Raw genomic sequence first — 25,113 nt, 5'->3', positions numbered from 1 at the left:
GCATGCGGACCGTACACGTGGGGAACGCTACGCGCGCCACGCCGGCCGGATCCTTTCGGAAGCGAATATCGGAATTCGCTGGCGAACAAATCATTCCGGCTTCGCCAGGCCATCCACACATTCGCCTGGAAAACGGATCGCTCCACCACAGCTGCCCACAATCGGGGGCGCAGCGATCGCGGAAGGAGAAGGCAATGTCGGAAGAAAAAACCGAGAAGCCGACCGAGAAGAAACTGCGGGATGCGCGCAAGGACGGGGAAGTTCCGGTCAGCCCGGACGTCACGGCAGCGGCGGTGCTCTTCGGCGCGTTATTGGTGATGAAATCGGCCGGCGTTTACTTCTCCGATCACATGCGTGCATTGATGACGATCGGCTTCGATTTTTCCGAACATACACGCGATGCAGCGGCCATCAACCGCGCACTCGGCCATATCGGCATCCAGGGATTGCTGTTGATGCTGCCGTTCCTGGCTGCCTGCCTGGTGGCCGGTATGGCGGGCGGTGCGTTCCAGACTGGCCTGAATGCCTCGCTCAAGCCGGTGGCGCCCAAGTTCGATTCCCTCAATCCCGCAACCGGGGTCAAGAAACTCTTTTCGTTGCGAAGCCTCATCAACTTGCTGAAGTTGATCATCAAGGCCATCTTGATCGGCGTGGTGCTGTGGGTCGGTATCCGCGCGCTCATGCCGATGATCATTGGGCTTGCCTACGAGACACCGCTTGATGTTGCGCAAATTGCCTGGCGCACCCTGGGCATGCTCTTCGCACTGGGCGTGCTGCTGTTCGTCCTGGTCGGCGCTGCAGACTGGAGCGTGCAGCGCTGGCTGTTCATCCGCGACAAGCGAATGAGCAAGGACGAGCAGAAGCGCGAATTCAAGGAAAGCGAGGGCGACCCCGAAATCAAGGGCAAGCGCAAGGAATTCGCCAAGGAGCTGGTCTTCGGCGACCCGCGCGAGCGCGTGGCCAAGGCCAAGGTGATGGTGGTCAACCCGACCCATTACGCAGTGGCGCTGGCCTACGAGCCCGACGACTTCGGCTTGCCGCAGGTCGTTGCCAAGGGCGAGGACGACGGCGCACTGGAACTGCGCGCTTTCGCGCATAACCAGGGCATTCCGATCGTTGCCAATCCGCCACTGGCGCGTGCGCTGTATCAGGTTGAATTGGGCGATGCAATCCCCGAGCCACTGTTCGAAACGGTTGCGGTGGTGTTGCGCTGGGTCGATGAACTCGGTCGCGACCACGGCGACGGCGATGGAGCCCTGCCATGCTAGGAGACCGCGTGCGAGCGACAAGGTATTTCGCTTATAGCGGCGAAGTGGCCATCGCCGCCCTGGTGGTGGCGGTCATCGGGCTGATGATCCTGCCGCTGCCAACGCCCATGATCGATACGTTGCTGGGCATCAACATCACCCTGAGCGTGGTGCTGTTGATGGTCACGATGTATGTGCCCGACTCGATCTCGCTCTCGTCGTTTCCTTCCCTGCTGCTGTTCACCACGCTACTGCGGTTGTCATTGAATATCGCCTCGACGAAGTCGATCCTGCTGCATGCCGAGGCGGGCCATATCATCGAGAGCTTCGGCGAGCTGGTGGTCGGCGGCAATCTGGTGGTGGGCCTGGTGGTTTTCCTGATCATCACCACCGTGCAGTTCATCGTGATCGCAAAGGGTTCCGAACGCGTTGCCGAGGTCGGTGCGCGCTTTACGTTGGACGCAATGCCCGGCAAGCAGATGAGTATCGATGCCGACCTGCGTGGCGGCAACCTGACCGCAGATGAGGCACGCCGCAAACGCGCGCGGCTGGCCATGGAAAGCCAACTGCACGGCGGCATGGATGGCGCCATGAAATTCGTCAAGGGTGATGCGATCGCCGGCCTGGTGATTACCATGGTCAACATCCTGGCCGGTATCGTGGTCGGCGTGACCTACCACGGCATGACGGCCGGCGACGCCGCCAACCGCTTTGCGATCCTGTCGGTGGGCGATGCGATGGTGTCGCAGATCGCCTCACTGCTGATATCGGTGGCCGCCGGCGTCATGATCACCCGCGTGGCCAACGAAAACGAGACCAGGCTCAGCTCGCTCGGGCTCGATATCGGCCGTCAGCTCACCAGCAACGCGCGGGCCCTGATGGCAGCGAGCGTGCTGCTGGCCTGCTTTGCGTTTGTCCCCGGCTTTCCGGCCGTGCTGTTCCTGCTGCTGGCAGCGGCCGTCGGCGCCGGCGGCTATACGATCTGGCGCAAGCAACGCGACATCAGCGGCACCGATCAGCGCAAGTTGCCTTCGGCGAGCCGTAAAGGTGCCAAAGGCGAGGCGCCACATATCCGCAAAAACGCCCCGGATTTCGCCTCCCCTTTGTCGATGCGGCTGTCGCCGCAGCTGGCCGCTCTGCTCGACCCCGCGCGGCTGGATCAGGCGATCGAAAGCGAGCGGCGGCAATTGGTCGAACTGCTGGGCTTGCCGTTTCCCGGGATCGCGATATGGCAGACCGAGTCGCTGCAAGGCATGCAATACGAAGTGTTGATCCACGATGTCCCCGAGACACGCGCCGAACTGGAGAACACCGACGACATGCAGGCCGCACTGGCCCGGCAGGCCATCGCACCCCTGCATGCACGGGCGCACTTGTTCGTCGGCATCCAGGAGACGCAGTGGATGCTGGAGCAGGTGGCCGTGGACTATCCCGGGCTGGTTGCGGAGGTCAACAAGGCGATGCCCGCCCAGCGCATAGCCGATGTGTTGCGGCGTCTTCTGGAAGAAAGGATTCCGGTGCGCAATATCAAGAGCATCCTGGAGAGTCTGGTGGTCTGGGGGCCGAAGGAAAAGGATCTTCTGATGTTGACCGAATATGTGCGCTGCGATCTGGGCCGTTATCTGGCGCATACCGCAACCGCAGGCACCGGGCAGCTGCCCGCGGTAATGCTCGACCATGCTGTCGAACAACTGATCAGGCAATCGATTCGCGCGACCGCGGCCGGCAATTTCCTGGCACTTCCGCCCGAGCAGGCGAACCAGCTTGTCGAACAGGTGGAACGCATCGTCGGCGACCATGCGCAGCATCCGCTGGCGGTGGTCGCGTCGATGGACGTGCGCAGATATGTGCGCCGCATGATCGAAGCACGGCTGACCTGGCTGCAGGTCTATTCGTTCCAGGAGCTGGGTTCGGAGGTGCAGCTGCAGCCGATCGGTAGAGTGGTGGCGTGATGCGCAAGCCGCCCCTCCGCCATGTGCGCATCCTGCCGGTCAGCGGCGCACTGCAGCGGCCGGCGGCTCCAGCCACGCCGGCCCGGTCGGCGCTGCGCTCCAGCTTCCTGCAACTGCGCCAGCGCTTGCGCAGCGCACAGCTCGCGCTTCCCTGCATGGTGTTGCCACCGCAGTGCGACGAGGATCGGCCGGAGCCTGATGCCGAGGAGGGCTTCACCGACGCGCATGACAGCGTGCCCGTGCAAACCGACCCGCCCTTACGTATCGAGGTGACGAAACACCAAGAGCCGTCCCAAGGCAACGACGATGGCGCAGTGGGGCGACAGATTGCGACCGAGTGGATACGCACGCAACGCGCCCAAATGGCGATCGACCGCATCGCGCTGCGGGTGGCCGAGTTCTGCAATGCCCAACCGGTGCGCAGCGCAGGGAGCTGGGAAGCATGGCTGGATATCGACCAAGAGGTCGTCGCACAGACGACGTTGTTTTTGCGGCTTTCGCCGGACCAGCTATCGCTTCGCTTCAATACCAGTTCGCCAGATGCGCGCGAGGTACTTTGGTGCGGAAGGCAGCGCCTGGAGGCTGCACTGACGTCCACGCTGAGTAGCACGCTCCAGATCAGCATCGAGGTTGTCTAACGCGGCACTGGCGACAGAAAGCCATTTGGAGGAACTCCATCTTGCTAACCGAGCAGAGCCAGACTCCACCGGCACGTGCACTCTCTCAGGCATTGACGCGCGTTGCGGCCGAGCGCGCCCAGCTGGGCAGAGTGTTCGGCGACCCACGCGCAGCACGCCAATGCGGCTTTGCCACGCATTGCCGTCGCATCTGGCCCAACGATGCGGCCCGCCTGCGCCTGCAGCTGGATGCCGGCCAGATGGATTTGCGAATTACCGCGCGCGACGGCCTGGCGTTGCTATTGAACGAGGACGACGACGCACTACGCGTTTCGATCGCGGGAATGCTGCTGGCCGATCGCCTGGGCGCATTTGCGCCGCTCGGCCTGGGCGCTGCCGAGGTGATCGCCTTCGAGCGCGATGCAGAGCCAGACGACTGCCACGGCATCGGCATGACACTGGGCGATCTCGATGCCGTTGCGGTGACGGCGAGCGCGTCGCTGCTGGCCACGTTGCAGGCCGCAGTCGGCGGACTTGCGCCGCCCGCGCAGCTGCCAGCCTGGCTGGCTGCACTGCGCGTCAACACGCGCCTGCGCATCGGCGGGCGCACCGCATCGGCGGCATTGCTGCAGTCGCTGCGGCCTGGCGATGTCTTGCTGCATTGCACGGCCTCGGCTGCGGTGACCAGCGGCGATGTGCTCTGGGGTATCGCCGGAGGCGCGGTATTGCGCGCGCCGGTGCGCTTGAACCTGCAACAGATGATCCTGGAGGCCAGCCCCACCATGCAGCACGATACGTTTGAGCCGGAAGTCGCGCCGTCCACCAGCAACGTGGCAGAACTGGAACTGCCGGTGCAGCTGGAAGTGGATCAACTTGCGCTGTCTCTATCGACCTTGTCGGGTTTACAGCCCGGGCAGATCCTGGAGTTGTCGGTGCCGGTCGATCAAGCCGACATCCGCCTGGTCGTTTACGGCCAGACCATCGGCACCGGCAGGCTGCTGGCAGTTGGCGAACATCTGGGTGTGCAGATCCTCAGCATGTCGGAGAGCACGCATGCAGATGCCTGACGTCGGCTCGCTGCTGCTGGTGGTCATCATGCTGGGCTTGCTGCCCTTCGCAGCGATGGTGGTCACCTCCTACACCAAGATCGTGGTCGTGCTCGGCCTGCTGCGCAATGCGATCGGGGTACAGCAGGTGCCGCCCAACATGGTCCTCAATGGCGTTGCATTGCTGGTGTCGTGCTTTGTGATGGCCCCGGTGGGCATGGAGGCGTTCAAGGCCGCACAGAACTACGGCGCCGGGTCGGATAACAGCCGCGTGGTGGTGCTGCTCGACGCCTGCCGCGAGCCGTTTCGGCAGTTCCTCCTCAAACACACACGCGAGCGCGAAAAGGCGTTTTTCATGCGTTCTGCACAGCAGATCTGGCCCAAGGACAAAGCCGCCACGCTCAAGTCGGACGACTTGCTGGTCTTGGCACCGGCATTCACGCTCAGCGAATTGACCGAAGCCTTCCGTATCGGGTTTCTGTTGTATCTGGTGTTTATCGTCATCGACCTGGTGGTGGCCAACGCGCTGATGGCGATGGGCCTTTCACAGGTCACACCGACCAATGTGGCGATCCCGTTCAAGCTGCTGTTGTTTGTCGCCATGGACGGCTGGTCGATGCTGATTCACGGCCTGGTTCTGAGCTATCGGTGACGCCATGGACCATGACGATCTAGTGCGATTCACCTCCGAAGCCTTGCTGCTCTGCCTCAAGGTGTCCTTGCCGGTGGTCGGTGTCGCCGCGTTGGCCGGGCTGCTGATCGCCTTCGTCCAGGCGGTGATGTCGCTGCAGGATGCATCGATCTCGTTCGCGCTCAAGCTGGTGGTGGTGGTGGCCGCCATTGCCGTGACGGCGCCGTGGGGTGCCTCGGCCATCATGCAGTTCGGCCAGGCATTGATGCAGGCGGCGTTCCCATGATCCGTCGCATCTCGCCCGGCACCTTGCGGCCCTCGGTTTCCATCGAGCATGGCGGCTCGCATCACCATGGCGATCATCATGCCGATGCGGCAGGCACCAGCGCGGGGTCGCCTACCGACATTGCGGCACGAGCACCGCGTCTGCGCCCTGCTCCACCGCGCAGGCGACGCCGCGGGATCCGGTCGCTGGACGGCCAGGAGGATGAATTCGACGCCAACGAGCAGGAAGAGATCGAAGCCAAACGCGAGTGCGCACTGCGCGGACGGGTGAGCGTGGCGATCACGCCGGCCCAGAGCCGGGAGCATGGCCAGGGCGACCAGCACGGCGGTGACCGCAGCACGCATACCGACGATCCGCAGGCCGGTCCATGGCACAGCGCCGCTCCAGCGCAATTGAGCGACAGCATCCGCACGTGCATCGACGCGATTGTCGATCGCTACGTGACCAGGCGCGACGCCGATCCAGTGGCCAAGCGCCACGCGCTGGCTGCTGCGCTTGTCGAGCTGCGCGCCGTCGGCGTTTCGCATCCTGCCGTCGCCCCCTTGACCGCAACGATCTGGAGATTGATGCGCGAGCATCTACGCGCGTACGACAAGGCCACTGCGGCGGAAAACCTGCTGGCCTTGCGGACCCGATTACTGGAGTTGATGCCATCGGAGTTGGAGCCGGTGCCAGCGCTACGCAATTTTCATCTCCTGCTTCCACTGATCCTGCTGAATGCGGAAAAACCGCGCAGACGCATCGACCGTACACATGCCATCACACGTCTGAACACACTGCTGATTGAGCAACCACAACCGGCGGCTCAGGAGGTTCGCCCATGACCATGCAGCTTCGCGTACTGACAGGAACCCACGCAGGCGCACGATTAGATTTGGCGCAAGGTCGCTACACCCTGGGGAGCGATCCACAAACCGATATCCGAATAGACGATTGGCCTGGTTGCTCACTCATTATCGAGGTAGACCAAGATGGTCAGATCCGCTATAGCAGCGACACGGTGCAAGAAACGTTCTTTGTTGCATTTCAGCCGGTCCGCTTCGGCCCGCTGGTGCTATGCGTTGGCGATGCTGCTGCCGATTGGCCGGACGATGTGGCGCTGCTGGAGCGGCTGCTTTCCCCAGCACCGCCGCCGGCGCCGCGCACGTCCAGGCGCAAAGTCTTGCGTACTGCGGTGGGCGCCGTGCTAGCGCTTGCCGCCGCAGCGTTGCTCCCCTCGTTGCAGCCGGCGTTTCTGTCCGATGCGGCCACCCGGCAGCATCCGGAAAATACCCTCAATCAGGCCAAAGCCTTATTGAAGCAGCTGGGCTTCCGCGAAGCGCACGCAGAACAGGTCGGCACGCGCGTGCTGATCGAAGGCCTGGTCCCCAGCAGCGCCGATGCCGCACGCTTGCGTGCGCAGGTGCATCGCTATCACCCAGGCGTTGCCGTCAACGTGGCGGTGGTGGACGAGGTCGTGGCGACGCTGCGCGACACCCTGGCCGACCCCGCCCTCACCGTCCGTTACGAGGGCAATGGCGTTTTCTCGGTTTCCGGCAGCAGCGACTACGCAGAACGCGCAAGCCGCCGGATTGCCGACGTCCGCAGCGACCTGGGCCCGGAGGTCCGCGCGCTGCACGTAGAGATCAGCCAGCAAGACCCGTCCATCAAACCACCGGACAATTACGACGCGGCATTGCTCGCCGATGGCCTGCACTATGTCGAAACGCCGGATGGCACCAAGCACATGACATCCCTGCCGCAGCAAGCGGCGCAATGAGAGATCACACCATGTTCGATGCAATGACCGATGCGGTCACTCAGGATATGAGCAAGATTCTGCAGACCAAGGCGATGGATCTGTCCGGCGAGCGGCTGCGCAACGTGGAGACGGCGCTGGATGCCACTGCGCAACAGATTCGCGTGCACTGGTCTGCAGCGAGCGACCAGGTCGCGCGCAACGACTTCAACGTCTTGTATGACGGCATCACGGCCGCGCGCAACATCGTCGCGCACATCGCAAGCATGCCGTAAATCGATTTCTTGGTCGCTCGGACCAAGTAAAACGCGCCGATAGGCGCACCATTACATGCTCACTACGAAGGAGTACTGGTATGCAAATTTTTCCTGAAGTAAGCTCGTGGAGGTCCCGTGTTGGCCAAGGCATGGATGGCTTCACCGGTGGTTTGTCCAATGGAATTTCCGGCGCTGCTGCACTCTCTGGTGCAAACGGCCAGATGGATTCGCTACTCGGCGACATGGCAGCCTCGGACGAGGCTCAGAAGTCCATGAACAACAAGATCACGATGCTCAAAAACGATCTGGACTTCAACGTGGCACTCAACAAGTTCATCGGCAAGGCGGGCGACAACGCTAAGCAGCTCGTTGGCCAGTAATGGGCTCGGGCATGCGCAGGGCTTGTAGGGGGTCCTGTGCATGTCTCTCCAGAGATGAGCAGCGCGCGATTCGAAACCATCGTTCGACAGATGTGCGAGGCACTGGACTTGCCGGATGTGGAGTCGGTGCTGAATCGGCGTGTGCTTTGGGTGGAGGGCTTTGAGGTCTATCTGCACCTGCCGACCCCACAGCCCGAAGACGACGTAAAGGAAGAAGCACTGTATCTGCGCATCGCCTACGGGTTACCACCTGCCGGGCGGACATTGACCGTTTTCAGGCTTCTGCTCGAAGCCAATCTCTCGGTGTATGCGCAGGACCAAGCACAGCTTGGACTGAACGATGACGGCGTTATCGTGCTGATTGTGCGGGTACCGCTGGACGACGACGTGGATGGGGCGTGGATCTGCGATCTGCTTGCCCACTACGCCGAGCATGGCCGCTACTGGAACAACAATATCTTCGTGGCGCACGACGAGATGTTCGAAGGAATCGCGACGGGCAACTATCTGTGGTTACGCGCCTGATACAGGCTTGTTGGCAGCTTGCCGAAGCCTCAATCACGGCCGCAGCGGCGCCCATTCGCCATGGCACAGCAACCTAGCTTGCCGGCCAACTCCACCGGCCTGGCACTCCTCTGCCCGATGGCGCCGGTGGCGCTGAGTGAAACCCACTTGCCATGTCGAAGCCTGACACGCCTGCATCTGCGCTGGCTTGCTCCCCGATATAGGTTTGGCGGGAGATCGCAGGTCTGTCGTGCCGGCTCACCGCGATGGCCTACACTGCACAGAACAAAGGCAGGCGCAGACGCATGGTCTACACCGTGCACATCCGCGACGGCAGCTGTTGCACCGGTGCTGTTGGCGCTGACGAGGGACACGACCGCCTTGCTGGCGAGTTCTTTCCGGTGCTTGACGTGCGCGTCAAGGTCGACGCGTTCCGGAGCGGCGACGCCATCGAGTCGCAGATGCAATGCCTGCCTCGTGCAGTGAGCGACCTGCGCAGGTCGAGGCATGAGGCCGTGGTGTTCCATCATTGCTGGTAATGGCTAAGCTGCCAGACACCACCAAGCCACAGACGCGACGACAGCGACGTCTGTGGCGGCGGTGTACAACACTCCTGAGTATCAACGCGGCAGCTGAGCGCTCATGCTCGCCCGCTCTGCCACTGGCGAAGTGCTTCGCTGTCATGCAGTGCACGCTTGAGCGTTTGCAGCTGGCCATCCAGCGCCTGCGTGGCCGCGTCGCGGGGGACGCCGCTAAAGGTTTGACTCCACCCCTCGCGCAGTGCAGTGCGTACCGCATCGATGGTCGCGATCGAAACGGACTGCGTGCCGATCTCCGTACGCAATGTCTGCAGCGCAGTACGCAGTGTCTGGCCAAGCGGCCCAGGGCCAGGCGCGGCGCGCATCCCCTCCTCCATGGCACGCTCTGCCTCGGCAGGTGTCGGCCCCGAGAGCCTGGCGATCGCCTGGTCCACGGGCTCGGCCAGGGCCTCGAGGGTTCGTTCGATGGTGCGTTGATGCTCGGCTGCAAGCGCGGCACGCTCGTTGTCCAGGCGCGCCGCCTGGGAGGTATTGGCGCCGTTCTTGGCCTTGAGCGCATTCCAGAACGTATCGTTGAACAGGGTTTGCACGGCCTGCTGCACGACCACAGCCGTGGAATTGACGGCTTCGCCAGCAACACGGATGTGGCTCCCCCCACGCAACGGCGCTGTGATGATGCGCCCGGCCCCCATCGAGCCGAAGCTGGCCATGACGTTGCTCAGCATGTGGCGGGTCAACAGGTCGCGTGCCGTGGTGGCGACGGCGTTTGCGCTGTTGAAGCCCTGCCTTGCCAACGCCAACGCTTCCTTTCCGGTGTCCAGCAAATAGCTAGGCGGGAAATGCACGGCGTCGGACCATTGTGCAGGCCGGCGCGCTTTGTCGGGCAACGCCAACGCAAACAGGTTCAGCCGTTGCTCTCCGCCAACCAGATCCGGGACACGCATTTGGCCGGTCCGTGCCACGGCTTTGCCTGTTTCCAGCAGTGCCTTCTGCACGACCCCGGCGCCGCCAATGGCCAGCGCGCTCAACCCCCACTGGCCGACAGGCGTCAGTAAGCCCGGTTCACCACCAGTCCGGCGCGCGGCGTTGAACCCTGCGTTGATCACTGGCTTGAGCAACAAGGTATCCAGTGACTTGTCGTCCAGGGTCGATTGGCGCTGCGTGATGCCCAGGCGGCGGTCGTAGGTCTGCGCCTTGAGGTCGGCAAGCGTCGGCGCATTGTTCTCGCCCGGACGCGTGAAGCGCTTGCCCTCGGCAGTGATTTCCAGAATGACCGGTGGTGGATCGGGCACCAGGATTTTGGGGTCGATGGCCTGAAACCTCGGCAGGTTGGAAACGCGCGCGCGCCGGTCCATTGCCGGGATCAACAACGTATCGCTGGTATAGGACGCAGACCCCGCCGCGACACCTGCAACCATCGCCGTACTCAGCTCCTCCGCGTCGGCCGGGCGCCGGGACGCATAGGCCGCACCCGTGGCAAGACCGACCGGATTACGCATCGCACCGATAATGAACGACCGTAGGCATTCGTAGGCAATCGGCAATGCCGCTTTCGTGCCCGCTGTCTTCATGTCACCGACAGCCTGGTACCCGGCATCCGGCCCGAAGGCATTGATGCGTTCCTGCACGCGCGCGTCAGCCCATTCCAGATAGCTGGCCTGCAGGGCCGTCTGCTCTTCCGAGGGCGCAGCAAATGGCAGAGCGTACAGACGGGCACGTAGCTGCGCTTTCACCTCGGCGGCCGCCGCCGTGCTGCGTTCGGCATAGGTCGCCGCGGCGGCAGGCACATCCGGTGTGTCGATTTCCCGGGCAGGGGACACGACCTGCGCGGTGTAAAACGTTGCGTCCGAAGCTTGCGACGACTGCGACGAGTCGGACCGATGCGAGCCGCCGAGCATGGCCCCTTCTTCATCTGCATGAGGACTGGCGCGACCGGCCAATGATGCGCGACGACCACGCAGCGCCGCGCTGGAAGAGGCCAGGCCCGCAAGCGGGCCAGTGGGTGCGCGTTCTTCCCGCGGGGCAGCAACGTCTTCGGCCTGCGTTGGTTGGACGGGAGGATGCGAGGCTGCGCCGCGACTGGCAGCGGTGCCGATATCGCTGGAGAGTTTCATGAGGCCACCTCCTTGGCCGTATCGACCTGCGTCGCCAGCGCGTCCAGCACGACGCGGGCAACCACCTGCCCACGGTCCAGTGCAGCGGCCACCTCTTCAGGCGTGCGCACCAGCAACAGCGGGCAAACGCAGAGCAAGCCGAGATCCGACAGCGTGAGCCGCCAGCCATACTCGGTCAGCAGTTGCTCCTGCAGCGACAGCAGCATCACCACCTCCTCGCCTCCAAGCTCGCGTGCCGCCAGGGGCAAGATCACTTCAGGGAAGGCCATCAATGCGTCTGGCTGCCCCTGTGCGTGTGGACGCGGCACAGCATGCCGGCAGGGCCCAGAATGGTCTCGCCTTCGCCGAGCCGCTGCGCAAGCTCACCAGGTAGCCCAAGGCATGCGCTCAGGCCGATAAAAAAAGCGGTATTCGCTGTTTGTTGATTGTGCGATTCCAACGTCATCTGAAGTACTCCGTGAGGAAATTCGATGGGTTGCGGCGCGCCAGCAGCGCGCGGCACATTGTCTTGCCCATAAATGCGCGCCCAAGCGAAGCGGGGCGAACCACCTGCGCTATACACGAAGTGGGGTGCCGGTAAATTGCCCAACCAAAACCTGCGCCACACCTTAATAAAACGGACACAATCAGAAGGACAGCGCCCCTGACCTGGCGAAGGAACCAAGACTGATAAATACGCCTGCAGGCACCGCCGGCAATTTCGCGTCCAGGCGGTCTACTGACGTAAGCGAATTACCGAGATATTAACTATCCGCGCACTTCATCCGTGTCAGCTCCAGCGTTGGCCGGCGCGTTGATTCGGTGCAAGCCCCATCTGGCAACCCAGATGATCCCAACACGTTTCATGGCCGTGATTCACGGCTCCAGCCAGGCAATAAAAGAAATGTCATGCAACCAGGTTCCATGACATCCCCTGGTTTCTCAGCAACTCCAGGGCTGCAGTCAGAACAGCCCTCACAATTCCAAAACTGAGGGGTTCGGCCGCCGCGTGACGGAACGCTGGTGATCGCTGCACACGCCGCCGGAACACCGCGATGATCTGCATCTCCAAGCACGTATCGTAGCGATGTACATGATTGCGCCGGCCCACAGCAGGAACGATCGCCGCTCAACTATCGGCGCCAAGCAGCACCGGCAGGCAACGCATCGACGGGCCGATTTTTGCGCTTTTTTCGCCAAAATAGTTCGTCGGCCAGGGTGCACCTTGCGCAGATTGGCAACATACGTCTACACCGCATGGGCGCATCCGTGCGGCCGTATAAGAATTAACTTATACGAAGGTGCTCTGCCAATTCTGTCATTCGCGAGGCCGCCTCTATGTCGCTCAACACGCTTTCTACCGGGAGCAACCCCAGCCAACTGCTGGGCACCTCTTTCAACGAGTCGTCTTCATCGGAGCTGCTTGGGTCCGATTCGTCCAAGGACGGCTCCGACCTGCCATCGACGATGGACGACATCTTCCTGCTGATCTACCAGTTGCTGGCGGCCCTCCAAACCAACACGCCAACGAGTACAGCAAGCAATGCGTCGGCCGATGCACCGGCAAACACGCCAAGCGGCGATGCCAGCACCCCGTCCTCCGCATCGGACGATCAAGCCACCCAGCCGATCGAAAAGCGCACCTCCTGGCCATCGCTGGGCTACGACTTCGATCCCAAGCACATCAAGGGGAAGGATGCGCCGCCGGCGCTGGAAGGTTCGACGGTGACCTGGAACGATGGCACGCTGACCAAGTCGGAGCTTCAGATCGTTTCGACGCTGAATGCGCACAAGGACCAGATGCCGCTCGAGTACAAGAATCTCGACGACAAGATCAACGACCCTTCCACGCCCGCCGACCTGAAGGCTGCATTGCAGGGTCTGAAACAGGACCCGCGCTTGTTCTTTGCGATCGGTTCCCAGGGAGACGGCAAGTGCGGCGGCAAGATCAGCGCACAGGATCTTTGGGATTTCTCTGATTCACATCCGCAGGTCAAGGAACTGGGCGGGAAGAACGACGAGTTCAACCCCAAGAATATCAAGGGGTCCAACCCGCCGCCGGCGGCGGAGGGCTCGACGGTCACCTGGAACGAGGGCCAGCTCAATCAATCCGAACTGGAGATTGTTTCGGTTCTGGATCGGCACAAGGACCAGGTCGACTCGCTGTCCTTCGATCAGCTGGACGCCAAGATCAACGACCCGTCGACGCAGCCTGACTTGAAGAAAGCGCTGCAAGGATTGCAGAAGGATCCGCGGTTGTTCTTCGCCATCGGCTCGCAGAAGGACGGCAAGTGCGGCGGCAAGATCAAGGCGCAGGACCTCACAGACTTCTCGTACTACCATCCGCAGATCGCCGAATACAACGACAAGCAGGCAAAGAGCTACACGCAGAACTACATCGCATCCGACAGCCCCGACAAAACCAAGGCGTCGGTCATGACCAAAAGCGATGCCCTGCGCGAGCTGTATCGCTATTCCGACTATCTGCCCGGCAACCTGAGCGAGGACGAATTCGCCAAGATCGTCGATGGCGACAGCAAGACCGGCAAGTGCCCGCCGCAGGTGATCGCGGCTGCTCAATATTTTCGCGATCATCCGGACGAGTGGAAGGAATTTGCAGGGGATTCGGGCTCGATGAGCACGCCGGATTTCCTGCAGAAATCCACCTCCGAGATGCACCTGACCGCGGACGAGCAGAAGACGCTGGACACCATCAACAGTCATCAGGACGCGTTCTACGGCGACGGCAAGGAAATCACGCGCGACAAGCTCGACGCGATCTCCAAGGACGACAAGGCCGACCCGGCCGTCAAGCAGGCCGCGACGCAGTTGTTGGCCGACCCGCTGCTGTTCGGCTTGTTGAACAACTCCATCACCGGCTACAAGAAGCCCCATCACTTCTTCGGCGGCGGCCATGTCGTCGATTCGGGCAAGATCAGCCAGGACGATTTCCGGCAGTTCTATGACCACATGAGTGCAGCCAACAAGACCGTGGACACGCCGGCCACGCACGAGGCGAGCTCGCCCGATCAGCAAAAGGCTGTCGCGGACATGCTGGTGGGCAAGGACGATCCGCCGGCGATCAAGAAGCCCAAAAAGGATGTCGGCACGTTCCAACAGGGCCTGCACGAGTTCCTCAAGTGGGACAGCAAGATCCTGGACTGGATGTCCGTGGGGCTCAGCGCATTGAACGGGATCCCCATCATCGGCGAAATTGCCGATGCGGCGTCGATTGCATTGGAGAGCGAGGCGCAGGCAGCGCAGGTGGTCGACACCGCGATTCAAGGTGGCGACATGTCGCTGGCCTTGAAGCTGGCCGGCATCAATATGGCCGGGGCGGTGGTTGGAGCGGTCGGCGGCCCCACGGCCAGAATCGGGGCCAAGGGCCTGGCCAAGGGAGTGGCCGAAGCCGCGGCCAAGGGAGCAGCCGAGGGCGCGGCCAAGGGAACTGCAAAGGGAACGGCAAAGGGCGTCGCCAAAGGTGGCGGTAAAACCGCCGCCGAACGGCCGAGCGCCGCTGAGTTCGCAAAAGGCTACGTGGGCGGCACCGCCATCAGTAAATCGGTTGAAATTCTCAAGACGCCCGTCCTGGCGGGCTTGCACTACGAAGAATATCAACTGGACAAGCAGAAAGACGGACAGATCCACCAGAAGCTGGAAAACGCCGGCGGTGTCCCGGTGGGTAAGCAGATTATCCCCAAAGGCATCGCCGACAACTTCGAGGGAGACCTGCGGCAGAATCTGCGCAATATCCGGATCCGTCGCAGATAATGCGCATGCCACAGCGAGGTTTCGTTTCGGCGTCTTGCCGCCGGCGTTGGTGCTCGAAGGCAAGCGTTGAGGCAACGCCGGTCGATGGGCCACGACGTGCGGCAGCATCGCGCTGATGCGTTGCGGTATCGCTCGGCGACCTTCGTATGAACGTGCCTCCAGATGCTTGGAGGCACGTTCCGGCGCCGCTGCAGCCATGTGCCTTGGCGAACAGGCGACGGGATACCGGAAGCTCTCCCGCGAGCATCGACATCCTGACAATGAAGACCGGCGATACGCGTGGAGACTGCGTCGCGAACGATGCGGCGCGTCACCTGATCGATCGCCCGTTGCCATCGTGTACATCGCGCCGACAGCCGATGACATCGAATGCCGAACAATCACCGCTGTCGGTGAGCAGGGATGCAGCACCGGCGCGCTTCTACAAAAACCGATTCGCCAGGCGATGCAGCCTCTTCGCGTTGATGCGGCGATGGCAGTCGCATCGCAGTAGCCTGCACGCTTGAACGCCGCAGCCAGCCGACCAAGCAGGGTGTATCTCCATGTTCAATGTCAATCGCCTACTCCGCTCTCGCCCGCGAACGGACAACGCCGATCAAGCGCCCGCGCAAGACAGTCCTTCACGGCAACCTTCGAACGCAGAGGGCTTGTTGAGCCCCCTGCTCGCGCGGCCGCGACGGCGCGAAAGCACGTCAGCGGCCGGCACGTCGACGCCTGGAAACCCAGTGCACGGGAGCCCTTTCCGTTCACCTCTGCGTCCGTCGGGCCAGCCGGCTGCACTTGCGGGTGCCTCTTCTGCGCCACCGCGCAGCATCGAGCACGACATCGATGATTGGCTTGCGCAAAGCCTACCGATGGCAGAGCGGGTTCGAACGGGCTACAACCTGCACGACGGGTCGAGAGATATGTCGCGGGAAGTACTGCAAAACGCCGCAGACGCCATCCGCCGTGCAGCGAGCCGCCGCAGCACCGAACTTGTCGTCGATTGCCTGCCTGCCACGACGCTACCTGACGCGATCGGCCGGCTCGACGCGCTACAGAAATTGACGCTGCTCCATACCGGGCTTCAGTCGCTGCCAGACAGCCTGGGGCAGCTGCGCCAGCTCCGCCATTTGCAGATCACTGGCGCGCCGGACCTGAAGACGCTGCCGCCCTCGTTGACGCGCCTGTCCAATCTCAGAACCCTTCAATTGGCGATGGTCCCGTTAGACGAATTACCCGCAGACCTTGGGCGCATGCAGGGTCTGCGCGGCCTCGCGCTAGGCCGCGGGCACTATGCGCGCCTGCCGGACAGCATCGTCGAACTGAGCCGGTTGAGCGAGTTGCGCGTGTCGCACTCGTCGCATTTTCGCCAGTTGCCTGAAAACATCGGCCTCATGCAGGGGCTCAGGTCACTGGAGGTGGCATCGAATTCCAAGCTGGAGCAGCTGCCAGGCAGCCTCACGCAGCTGCATCTGCTGGAAAAACTCGACCTCTCATCCAACCGCCGGCTGGCACACTTGCCTGAGGACATCGGGCAACTGCGCGGCTTGACGGAGCTGTCGCTGAGAAGTTGCACTGCGCTGCAGCAGCTGCCCGACAGCGTGGGGGATCTGGCCCAGCTGCAACTGCTGGACCTGCGCGACACGGGCCTGCAGACTCTTCCACAGTCGCTGGCACGACTGCCCGCTCAATGCGATATCAAGGTGCCGGATCATCTGGCAGACCGATTGCTGCAGATCCGCGACCCGGAGCGCGCGCAGCGCCAGGCACAGCGCGCGGCACAGCGGCTGGCCGAGCGGAGACGACGCGCGCCCGTGCCGGCGGCGCAACAGGCCGGGTCGTCGTGGAACCGCGTCCCCGAGTTCACGCGCGTGTTGCGCAGTGTCGATGCCGACCTGGGCGAGCGTTTCGAGAAATGGACGCAAGGCCTGATGCAAAATGCCAGGATCTTCGGCGCATCCATCACATCGGCCGACATGCCCCTGCTGGACCAGGTGGTAGCCGAGGCCATTCGGTCACCCGAATTCCGCAGCAGCTTCGGCCAATTCTTGAGCGACCACACCATCAAGACGCTCAACCTGGATGGCATGACGCAAGTGGGTGGGCGCGGGCCCGCCGTGCGAGGAGACGCCAAAACCGCGTTTGCCGAGATGCTCAAGCACAAGCTCATGCACACGCAGGACCACCAGACCGCACTGGGCCTGCTGCTGGAAGCACTGAGGAATTCCGACCTGGGGCTGTCCAGGGAGACGCTGCTGCGCAGCAGGAATGAACTCACCGGGCGTGTGGAAATGTGGCCGCCACTGAAGGCCTACATCTCCATGCACGATGTGGAAGGAAAAGCGGCGCAGGATGCGGCGATCACGTGGGCGATGGCTCAGTTTGACGAAGCGCATGAGGGTGTCATCGGGGAAGCGGAGGCCAAGCAGGAGTCCGAGCAGGCGCAGGCCAACGCGAACCGCTTCATCGAGCGGCGGGCGCGTGTACTGCTCCAGGAATGGCACATCCATTAGACCCTGGCGCCCGGCGATGCCACTCCCGCAGTTGAGAATGGACAGGCATGCTGATGATGTTGATCGCAGAACCCGGCGGGTGTTTGCCCGCCGCGTCCATGCAGTCGTTATCGGCTGTGTGCAACCAGCCAAGCGGCAGCGGTCTGTTTGCTCGCGTCGCTCAAACTGCGGAAGCCACGCATATCCAGGACGCCGCGTTGGTCGCTGCCGTTGCAGCGTTCCATGAAGCCGCTTGACTGCATGGGGCATCCATCTTCTGCGTTGAGGGCAGGTGCGCCCATCTATGCCCGATCAGCCTGGATGCCAATGGCTCCGGGTGGACCGTTCGCTGTACAGGCAACAAAAAACCCCCGATCTCTCGAGGGTTTTTTAAATCCCAGCACAAGCTCTGGAACTGAACTGGTGCGCCCGGAGGGATTCGAACCCCCGACCAATGGCTTCGGAAGCCACTACTCTATCCGGCTGAGCTACGAGCGCCTGGCCGCGCATTATGCCAGAACAGCCGGCGTGCGCGTGATGGGGCCGGGCGACACGCGACCTGGCCAGCCACGGCGTCACTCCAGATGCAACGACACCGGCCTCTCGGCCCGGGCAGTCGTCGGGCGACACCGGACGCCCAGGTTCAAGCGCACAGGGTCCAGACGTGCAGCGGTGTGGCCATCTCAAGCGGCCGTCGCCAGAGGCAGCCTGCTCAACGTCCCCACCTGACCGTCAGCTTGGGCACGCGCCTGAGCGCGGGCACTGCCGAGCCTGCGTGGCAACCGCACCACCTGCCGCAGCCCACCCGCGCCAACGCCCGGCCCTGGCCGCTCGCAACCTTGATCGCTGCGGCCAGCCGCACCCCATGACAGCCGGCCATCATGGATGGCAGGGCATTGCCAGGATTGCCGCCCGCACAGCGCCCACCCCGCGCCCACATGACCACGGCCGAGCCGCGCTGCTACCCTTTGCCGCATGAGCAAGCATGGTGTCGAACAACTGCCCGCAGCGCGCGCGCTGACGTGGCCGCAGCGATTGGGCCAGTACTGGAAGCTGGTCCGTGGGGACCGCCCGATCGGGAGCCTGCTGCTGCTCTGGCCCACCTGGTGGGCGTTGTGGCTGGCTGCCGATGGCCTGCCGCCGCTGTGGACGCTGTTCGTGTTCACCGCCGGGGTGTGGCTGACCCGCTCGGCCGGCTGCGTGATCAACGATTACGCCGACCGCTGGCTGGATCCGCACGTGGAGCGCACCAAATCGCGTCCGCTGGCCACCGGCGCGGTCTCCGGGCGCGAGGCGCTGTGGGTCTTCGTGGTACTGATGCTGGTGGCCTTCGCGCTGGTGCTCACGCTCAACTGGCTCACCGTGGCGCTGAGCGTGCCCGGCGTGTTCCTGGCCGCCAGCTACCCCTATCTCAAGCGCCATACCCACCTGCCGCAGGTCTATCTGGGCATGGCGTTCGGCTGGGGCATCCCGATGGCCTTCGCCGCCGTGCAAGGCGGCGTGCCGTTGCTGGGCTGGCTGCTGTATGCCGCCAACATCCTGTGGGCCACCGCCTACGACACCTGGTACGCCATGGTCGACCGCGACGACGATATCCGCATGGGCAGCAAATCCACCGCCATCCTGTTCGGCAGATTCGATCTGATCGCACAAGGCATCTTGTATGCGCTGATGGCCGCGACGCTGGTGCTGGTCGGCCTGCGCGCCGATCTCGGTGTGGCGTACTGGGCCGGTCTGGCCGTTGCGGCGCTGCTGGTCGCCTACGAATTCCGCATCGCCCGCCACCGCGAGCGTGGCCCCTGCTTCCGCGCCTTCCTGCACAACAACTGGGTCGGCCTGGCGATCTTCGTCGGCATCGCCGTGGCGGTAGCGGGGCGTTAGGTTCGGGATTCGGGATTCGGGAATCCGTCGATTACAGACCAGATGTTGGGATGACGGGTGAGGGTTCGAAGCATGCGCGCATCTTTGATGGCTCTACTCCTCGTCTCGTCCTCCGCCGTCCACCCGCCGAAGCCGCATTGCCATTCGGCGCGCTCTGCTGTCAGACAAAGAGCCCCTCTCCTGCGGGGCGAAAAGACACGGCTTGCGCGCCACTGGCGCGCGTGTCTTGGAGCGCCCGCGCCGCAAGCGTGGGCCGGGGCGCAGAGCGGGGGTTGGGGTGAGGGTAAGGGCGAAGCCTCGCGCACCTGACGCCGGCAGGCCAGATCACGGCACCCGCGCGCAGACCCACGCATCCACCCGTTGAACACCCGCCTTGCGCAAGGCCTTCGCCGCGGCGTGGAGTGTCGCGCCGGTCGTCATCACGTCGTCCACCAAGGCCACATGCGCCGGCAAGGCGCCGCGGGCCTCGAAGGCATCGCGCAGATTGCGCTGCCGCTCGACCGCGTCCAGTTCGGATTGCGGTGCGGTTGCGCGAACGCGCCGCAGCAACGGCAGGCACGGCAGCTGCAGCGCGCGGCCCAGCGGTCGGGCCAGCTCCAGCGCCTGGTCGTAACCGCGCTGGCGCAGGCGCTGCCGGTGCAGGCTTACCGGCACCAACGCCTGCGGGCGCGGCAGCCCCACGCAGCGCCGGGCCATCAGTTCGCTGAGCAGGCGGCCTGCCGCCAGGTCCTGATGGAACTTGAACCGCCGCAGCAGCCCATCCACCGGCCAGCGATAGGTAAAACAGGCATGCACCCGCTGCAGCGGTGATGGGTGCTGCAGGCACTGCCCGCATAGCGCCACCGCGTCGGAGACGAACAGTTGCGTGGCGCAGCACAGGCAGGCATGGCCGTGATCGGGCAAGGCGGCGCGGCATGCGGGGCATAGATCGCCATCGGGCGTGCCGGCCTCCGCGCAGACCAGGCACAGGCTCGGCAGCAACAGCCGCAGCACCCGCTGCGGCCATCTGTAAACCGATCGAACCTGATTGAAGTTGACAGCCTCTTCCATGCTCACCAGACTGCCTGGCTTCCAAGCCGCTGACTGTCAGGAAACTCCGATGTCTGTTGTCGTCCGCCATGACTGGGATCGCAAAGAGCTGCAGGCGCTGTTCGATTTGCCGTTCCCGGAGCTGCTGCACCGCGCGGCCAGCGTGCATCGCGCGCACTTCGACCCGGCGCAAGTGCAGGTGTCCACCCTGCTCTCGGTCAAGACCGGCGGTTGCCCGGAAGACTGCGCGTACTGCCCGCAGGCGCAGCGTTACCACACCGGCGTGAGCGCGCAGAAGCTCATGGAGACCGAAGAGGTCGTGGCCAAGGCGCGCCAGGCCAAGGCCGCCGGCGCCTCGCGCTTCTGCATGGGCGCGGCCTGGCGCTCGCCCAAGGAGCGCGACATCCCCAAGGTCGCGGCGATGATCCGCGAGGTCAAGGCCATGGGCCTGGAAACCTGCGCCACGCTCGGCATGCTCGACGCCGGCCAGGCGCGCGCGCTCAAGGATGCCGGGCTGGACTACTACAACCACAATCTGGACACCGCGCCGGATTATTACGACTCGATCATCCACACCCGCCAGTACCAGGACCGCCTGAACACGCTCGAGCATGTGCGCGATGTCGGCCTGAAGACCTGCTGCGGCGGCATCGTCGGCATGGGCGAAACCCGCGAACACCGCATCGGCCTGCTGCTGGCGCTGGCCACGCTGCCGGCGCATCCGGATTCGGTGCCGATCAACCAACTGGTGCAGGTACCCGGTACGCCGCTGCATGGCACCCAGCAGCTGGATCCGTTCGAGTTCGTGCGCATGATCGCCGTCGCCCGGATCGCCATGCCGAAATCGATGGTGCGCCTGTCCGCAGGCCGCGAGGCGATGAGCGACGAACTGCAGGCACTGTGCTTCCTGGCCGGTGCCAACTCGATTTTCTACGGCGAAAAACTGCTCACCACCGGCAACCCGGACACCGAGCGCGACCAGGCCCTGTTCCAGCGCCTGGGCCTGAGCCCGATGCAGATCACCGTGGATGCGGCCGAGCACGATCATCCCGGCACCGTCCATGCGGAGATCACCCGCAGCGCGGCCTGCGAGCACGCCGCCTGACCCGGCGCCGGGCACCGGTCGTCGGTGGCGGCTGGGCGCCCCGAGCCCGGCACGCTACGCTAGCGGGCCTTCCCTGCCGTTGAACGCCCCCATGGCTCGCCCCGATCTGCACGAACGGATTTCGTCGCTGCGTAAATTGCGTGTGGCCCAGGAACGGGTGCGGGTGCGGCGACAGGTGGGGCGGCGCGATGGCGTGCGGCTGGAGATCGATGGCCGTTGGCTGACCGGTTTCTGTTCCAACGACTACCTGGGTCTGTCGCAACAGTTCGAAGTGGTCGCCGCGCTGCAGGATGCCGCTGCCCGCGATGGTGCCGGCGCCACCGCCTCGCATCTGATCTGCGGCCACCACACCGCGCACGAAACGCTCGAACGCGAAATCGCCGACTGGTTGGGTTATCCGTCGGCGTTGCTGTTCGGCAGCGGCTTCATCGCCAATCTGGCCGTGCAGCAAGCGTTACTCAGCGAAGAAGACGACGTCTGCGTGCAGGACCGGCTCAATCACGCCAGCCTGCTCGATGCCACGCGGCTGGCCGGTTGCCGGCTGCGGCGCTATCCGCACCTGGACGTGGAAGGCGCGATGCGCCAGCTCAAGGGCGCGCCCGAAGGCGCGGCGATGCTGGCCACCGACGGCGTTTTCAGCATGGATGGCGATGTCGCGCCGCTGCGCGCCTTGAGCCTGGTGGCACGCATGCAGCACGCGCTGTTCTATGTGGACGACGCGCACGGTGTCGGCGTGCTCGGTCCGCAGGGGCGCGGTTGCGTGGCCGATGCCGGGTTGGGCGTGGCCGAAGTGCCGTTGCAGTTGGTCACCCTTGGCAAGGCGCTCGGTGGCTACGGCGCGGTGGTGGTGGGCGAAGAGGCGTTGGTGCGCCATCTGGCAGAAACTGCGCGCCCCTACATCTACACCACTGCACTGCCGCCGGCGCAAGTGGCGGCCACCCTGGCGGCCGTGCGCCTGGCGCGTCGCGACGATTGGCGGCGTACGCGCCTGGTCGAATTGATCGGTGCCTTCCGCGATGGCGCGCGCAAGTACGGCTTCGAACTGATGGCCTCCGACACGCCGATCCAGCCGCTGCTATGCGGCGAGGAAGCAACCGTGATGGCGATGTCGGCTGCGCTCGAACACGCAGGTTTCATGGTTGGCGCCATTCGTCCGCCCACCGTGCCCGAAGGCAAGGCGCGCTTGCGCGTCACCTTGTCTGCGCTGCATACGCCGCAGCAGGTGCAGGCATTGATCGAGGCCATCGTGCAGGCGCGCGACGTGGTCAGTCGGCAGCCGCTGCGTGCCTCTGCCTGAGACACGCGGCAGTGCGTGGCTGGCCTGCATGCGAGCACGCGTGGGCCACTCAGCCACCGCAGCGATTGCACGACGCCGCTGCATGGCAGGCGACAACGGCGCGCTGACCGTGCATTGCGGGATGGATCGCCTGCATTGGACCCGCCGTGCAACCGGTGCGCGCCTGCATCCAATCGCACCCGGCCACTGACATGCCACTGGCGACACCTGGCACGGATACGGCGGCGCAACGTCGCGTGTGGGAAGCGTTGTCGCGGCTGTACCTGGACAGCGGCAGTTGCGACGACGACGGCATCGCGCGCGTCCTGGCTGCCTCGCCCTTCACCCTGGACCAGGTGCGCACGATGTTGTTGTACGAAGTGCACCCGGTGCTGATCGGCAATCTGCGCAGCGTGGCCGGCGTCTGGGACGGCTTCGATCCCGACTGGCTGGCTGCGGCGATCCAGGCGCGGCGCGCACGGCGCCGACACTGGCCGGCGCGCTGGCACTGGTGCGGCCATGCGCGCGCGCAATGGGCACTGCTGGCTCCAAAGATCGTCGCACTGCGTGCAGCCGCCACGCATTGACGCCTGGGCGCTGCACCCACCATCGGATCTGCGTGCCTCCAATGACCAGCGCGCATCCCACCATGCGTGCCGGCACGCCACAATCGGCGACAATGCGCGCATGCATATCGATGTCATCGGCCACGGGCCTGCGCTGGTTCTCCTGCACGGTTGGGCACTGCACGGCGGCGTGTTCGCACCGCTGGTGGAGCGCCTGGCGCCGCACTATCAATTACATCTGGTCGACCTGCCCGGGCACGGCTTCAGTCGCGACGACAGCACGCCGCTGGCATTGCCCTATGTGGTTGCAGAAATTGCGGCCGCCACACCGCCGGCGGTCTGGCTCGGCTGGTCGCTGGGCGGGCTGTTTGCGCTGCATGCGGCCGCCACCCTGCCGCAGGTGCGTGGGTTGGCGATGATTGCCGCCACGCCGCGTTTCGTGCGTGGCAACGATTGGCCGAGTGCCGTCCAGCGCGAGGTGTTCGTGCAATTCGGGATCGAGTTGTCGCGCGACTATCGCGGCACGCTGGAGCGTTTTCTTGCGCTGGACACACTGGGCTCGGCGCATGCACGCAGCGAACTGCGCAGCCTGCGCGAGACGCTCACCGCGCGTGGCGAACCGGCACCGGAGGCGTTGCAGCAAGGGCTCGCCCTGCTCGAACGCACCGATCTGCGCCGCGCCGTGCCGCAACTCGCACGCCCCAGCCTGTGGATCGCCGGGCAACGCGATCGCCTGGTGCCTGCCGCCGGCATGCATGCCGCCGCCGCGCTCAGCCCACACGCGCAGGCGCTCACCATTGCCGGCGGTGGTCACGCGCCGTTTCTGGGTCATGCAGATCAGGTGAGCGAGGCGCTGCAACGCTTCGTTGCGTCCGTACCATGAGCCGATCGTCGATCATGCGACATCGCTGATCGAGGACACCTCGCATGGATCTGGGAATCGCTGGCCGCTGGGCGTTGGTCTGCGCCGCAAGCAAAGGGCTGGGTTTGGGCTGCGCACGTGCATTGGCCGGCGAAGGCGCCAATGTGGTGATCGCCGCGCGCGGCCGTGAGGCACTGGAGCACGCCGCCGACGCCTTGCGCGCACTGCCCGGCGCTGGCCAGGTGCGCAGCGTGGTTGCCGATATCGCCACGCCGGAAGGACGCAGCGCCGCACTTGCGGCCTGTCCGCAGGTCGACATCCTGATCAACAACGCGGGCGGCCCGCCGCCGGGCGATTTCCGCCAGTGGGAACGCGCCGACTGGTTGCGCGCGCTGGACGCCAACATGCTGGCGCCGATCGAACTGATCCGCGCCACCGTCGATGGCATGCGCGCACGCCGCTTCGGCCGCATCGTCAACATCACCTCCAGCGCGGTGAAGGCGCCGATCGACATCCTTGGCCTGTCCAATGGCGCGCGCGCCGGCCTCACCGGCTTCGTCGCCGGGCTTGCGCGCAGCACCGTGGCCGACAACGTCACCATTAACAACCTGTTGCCTGGGCAGTTCGCCACCGACCGCCTGCGCGGCAACTTCGCCGCCATCGCGCAGCAACAGGGCAGCAGTGCCGACGAGGTCGCCGAACGCAAGCGTGCGGGCATTCCGGCGGCGCGTTTTGGCGAGCCGGACGAGTTCGGCGCGGCCTGCGCCTTTCTGTGCAGCGCGCAGGCCGGCTATATCACCGGACAGAATCTGTTGATCGATGGCGGCAGCTATCCCGGCACGTTCTAGCGCGGCGCCTT

General features: G+C 64.3%; 23 protein-coding genes, 1 tRNA gene and 1 pseudogene. 21 read left to right on the top strand and 4 right to left on the bottom strand.

Features of this window, described 5'->3' with window-relative positions:
* Window positions 1–194: 194 nt before the first annotated feature.
* From sctU to ACCQ16_RS01975, 12 genes are all read left to right on the top strand, one after another.
* Entirely contained in the window at window positions 195–1,268 is a 1,074-nt protein-coding gene (gene sctU, locus ACCQ16_RS02030; RefSeq protein ID WP_014089139.1) for a type III secretion system export apparatus subunit SctU, read from the top strand.
* A complete protein-coding gene (locus ACCQ16_RS02025) occupies window positions 1,262–3,199 on the top strand; it encodes an FHIPEP family type III secretion protein (protein WP_051370095.1) in 1,938 nt (645 codons plus the stop codon). Before sctU ends, ACCQ16_RS02025 begins: the two co-directional genes overlap by 7 nt.
* Window positions 3,199–3,837 (top strand): type III secretion system protein SctP, encoded by a 639-nt coding sequence (gene sctP, locus ACCQ16_RS02020; RefSeq protein ID WP_277573011.1) that lies wholly within the window; start codon window positions 3,199–3,201, stop codon window positions 3,835–3,837. The genes ACCQ16_RS02025 and sctP overlap by 1 nt, the downstream gene beginning before the upstream one ends.
* Window positions 3,838–3,929: 92 nt before the next feature.
* Window positions 3,930–4,883 (top strand): type III secretion system cytoplasmic ring protein SctQ, encoded by a 954-nt coding sequence (gene sctQ, locus ACCQ16_RS02015; protein ID WP_277573075.1) that lies wholly within the window; start codon window positions 3,930–3,932, stop codon window positions 4,881–4,883.
* On the top strand, window positions 4,870–5,514 hold the full coding sequence (sctR, locus tag ACCQ16_RS02010) for a type III secretion system export apparatus subunit SctR (RefSeq protein ID WP_003485742.1): 645 nt from the start codon (window positions 4,870–4,872) through the stop codon (window positions 5,512–5,514). The genes sctQ and sctR overlap by 14 nt, the downstream gene beginning before the upstream one ends.
* Window positions 5,515–5,518: 4 nt before the next feature.
* Window positions 5,519–5,779, top strand: a complete 261-nt coding sequence (gene sctS / locus ACCQ16_RS02005) for a type III secretion system export apparatus subunit SctS (protein WP_008575435.1) — start codon at window positions 5,519–5,521, stop codon at window positions 5,777–5,779.
* On the top strand, window positions 5,776–6,603 hold the full coding sequence (locus ACCQ16_RS02000) for a 4-hydroxyphenylacetate catabolism regulator HpaA (RefSeq protein WP_277573012.1): 828 nt from the start codon (window positions 5,776–5,778) through the stop codon (window positions 6,601–6,603). The genes sctS and ACCQ16_RS02000 overlap by 4 nt, the downstream gene beginning before the upstream one ends.
* Window positions 6,600–7,538 carry an HrpD5 family protein gene (gene hrpD5, locus ACCQ16_RS01995; protein ID WP_029818413.1) on the top strand — a complete coding sequence of 313 codons (939 nt, stop codon included), beginning with the start codon at window positions 6,600–6,602 and terminating at the stop codon, window positions 7,536–7,538. The genes ACCQ16_RS02000 and hrpD5 overlap by 4 nt, the downstream gene beginning before the upstream one ends.
* A gap of 11 nt (window positions 7,539–7,549) precedes the next feature.
* Window positions 7,550–7,792: an Hrp regulator HrpD6 gene (gene hrpD6, locus ACCQ16_RS01990; RefSeq protein WP_031420799.1), complete on the top strand. Its 243-nt coding sequence runs from the start codon at window positions 7,550–7,552 to the stop codon at window positions 7,790–7,792.
* 80 nt (window positions 7,793–7,872) lie between these two features.
* Window positions 7,873–8,154 (top strand): HrpE family protein, encoded by a 282-nt coding sequence (gene hrpE / locus ACCQ16_RS01985; RefSeq protein ID WP_139790233.1) that lies wholly within the window; start codon window positions 7,873–7,875, stop codon window positions 8,152–8,154.
* A 54-nt stretch (window positions 8,155–8,208) separates the two neighbouring features.
* A complete protein-coding gene (locus ACCQ16_RS01980; RefSeq protein WP_008575425.1) occupies window positions 8,209–8,679 on the top strand; it encodes a CesT family type III secretion system chaperone in 471 nt (156 codons plus the stop codon).
* Between the two features lie 284 nt (window positions 8,680–8,963).
* Window positions 8,964–9,197, top strand: a complete 234-nt coding sequence (locus ACCQ16_RS01975) for a hypothetical protein (RefSeq protein WP_071117736.1) — start codon at window positions 8,964–8,966, stop codon at window positions 9,195–9,197.
* Between the two features lie 101 nt (window positions 9,198–9,298).
* Here ACCQ16_RS01975 and xopF1 read toward each other — a convergent pair whose 3' ends face one another.
* Together xopF1 and hap3 are read right to left on the bottom strand one after the other, a co-directional pair.
* A complete protein-coding gene (gene xopF1 / locus ACCQ16_RS01970; RefSeq protein WP_372380188.1) occupies window positions 9,299–11,311 on the bottom strand; it encodes a type III secretion system effector XopF1 in 2,013 nt (670 codons plus the stop codon).
* Window positions 11,308–11,756 (bottom strand): annotated as a pseudogene (gene hap3 / locus ACCQ16_RS01965) (Hpa3 family type III secretion system protein). The gene xopF1 and the pseudogene hap3 overlap by 4 nt, the downstream one beginning before the upstream one ends.
* 872 nt (window positions 11,757–12,628) lie before the next feature.
* On the opposite strand from hap3, the gene ACCQ16_RS01960 reads away from it, so the two are divergent.
* From ACCQ16_RS01960 to ACCQ16_RS01950, 3 genes are all read left to right on the top strand, one after another.
* Entirely contained in the window at window positions 12,629–15,061 is a 2,433-nt protein-coding gene (locus ACCQ16_RS01960; protein ID WP_372380187.1) for an HrpF/NolX family T3SS translocon protein, read from the top strand.
* Window positions 15,062–16,104: 1,043 nt separating this feature from the next.
* On the top strand, window positions 16,105–17,556 hold the full coding sequence (xopAE, locus tag ACCQ16_RS01955; protein WP_031420794.1) for a type III secretion system effector XopAE: 1,452 nt from the start codon (window positions 16,105–16,107) through the stop codon (window positions 17,554–17,556).
* A 47-nt stretch (window positions 17,557–17,603) separates the two neighbouring features.
* Window positions 17,604–17,792, top strand: a complete 189-nt coding sequence (locus ACCQ16_RS01950) for a hypothetical protein (protein WP_011346088.1) — start codon at window positions 17,604–17,606, stop codon at window positions 17,790–17,792.
* A gap of 164 nt (window positions 17,793–17,956) precedes the next feature.
* Here ACCQ16_RS01950 and ACCQ16_RS01945 read toward each other — a convergent pair.
* Window positions 17,957–18,033 (bottom strand) — tRNA-Arg (locus tag ACCQ16_RS01945).
* Window positions 18,034–18,510: 477 nt separating this feature from the next.
* Between ACCQ16_RS01945 and ubiA the strand changes: the two genes are divergently transcribed.
* Window positions 18,511–19,416, top strand: a complete 906-nt coding sequence (gene ubiA, locus ACCQ16_RS01940) for a 4-hydroxybenzoate octaprenyltransferase (RefSeq protein WP_218489608.1) — start codon at window positions 18,511–18,513, stop codon at window positions 19,414–19,416.
* 324 nt (window positions 19,417–19,740) lie between these two features.
* Here the strand turns inward: ubiA and ACCQ16_RS01935 are convergent, their stop codons facing one another.
* On the bottom strand, window positions 19,741–20,466 hold the full coding sequence (locus ACCQ16_RS01935; protein ID WP_011346085.1) for a ComF family protein: 726 nt from the start codon (window positions 20,464–20,466) through the stop codon (window positions 19,741–19,743).
* A gap of 49 nt (window positions 20,467–20,515) precedes the next feature.
* Here ACCQ16_RS01935 and bioB point away from each other — a divergent pair, with 49 nt between their 5' ends.
* The 5 genes from bioB to ACCQ16_RS01910 all read left to right on the top strand — a co-directional run bounded on the left by bioB (window position 20,516) and on the right by ACCQ16_RS01910 (window position 25,102).
* Window positions 20,516–21,550, top strand: a complete 1,035-nt coding sequence (gene bioB / locus ACCQ16_RS01930) for a biotin synthase BioB (protein WP_277575284.1) — start codon at window positions 20,516–20,518, stop codon at window positions 21,548–21,550.
* Window positions 21,474–22,847, top strand: coding sequence for an 8-amino-7-oxononanoate synthase (gene bioF, locus ACCQ16_RS01925; protein ID WP_372380186.1), 1,374 nt, complete (start codon window positions 21,474–21,476; stop codon window positions 22,845–22,847). Before bioB ends, bioF begins: the two co-directional genes overlap by 77 nt.
* A 191-nt stretch (window positions 22,848–23,038) precedes the next feature.
* Complete coding sequence (locus tag ACCQ16_RS01920) at window positions 23,039–23,413, top strand: DUF7079 family protein (RefSeq protein WP_051370094.1); 375 nt, start codon at window positions 23,039–23,041, stop codon at window positions 23,411–23,413.
* Between the two features lie 100 nt (window positions 23,414–23,513).
* The gene (gene bioH / locus ACCQ16_RS01915; RefSeq protein ID WP_014089124.1) at window positions 23,514–24,275 is read left to right on the top strand and encodes a pimeloyl-ACP methyl ester esterase BioH; all 762 of its coding nucleotides are present in this window, start codon (window positions 23,514–23,516) and stop codon (window positions 24,273–24,275) included.
* 44 nt (window positions 24,276–24,319) lie between these two features.
* The gene (locus ACCQ16_RS01910) at window positions 24,320–25,102 is read left to right on the top strand and encodes an SDR family oxidoreductase (RefSeq protein ID WP_218496766.1); all 783 of its coding nucleotides are present in this window, start codon (window positions 24,320–24,322) and stop codon (window positions 25,100–25,102) included.
* Window positions 25,103–25,113 lie beyond the last annotated feature (11 nt).

This window comes from Xanthomonas sp. NCPPB 1062 (genome assembly GCF_041481705.2).
In the GTDB taxonomy this organism is placed as follows: domain Bacteria; phylum Pseudomonadota; class Gammaproteobacteria; order Xanthomonadales; family Xanthomonadaceae; genus Xanthomonas; species Xanthomonas euvesicatoria.
The sequence above is the reverse complement of the archived record's forward strand: the minus strand, read 5'-3'. Positions and strand labels throughout refer to the sequence as shown.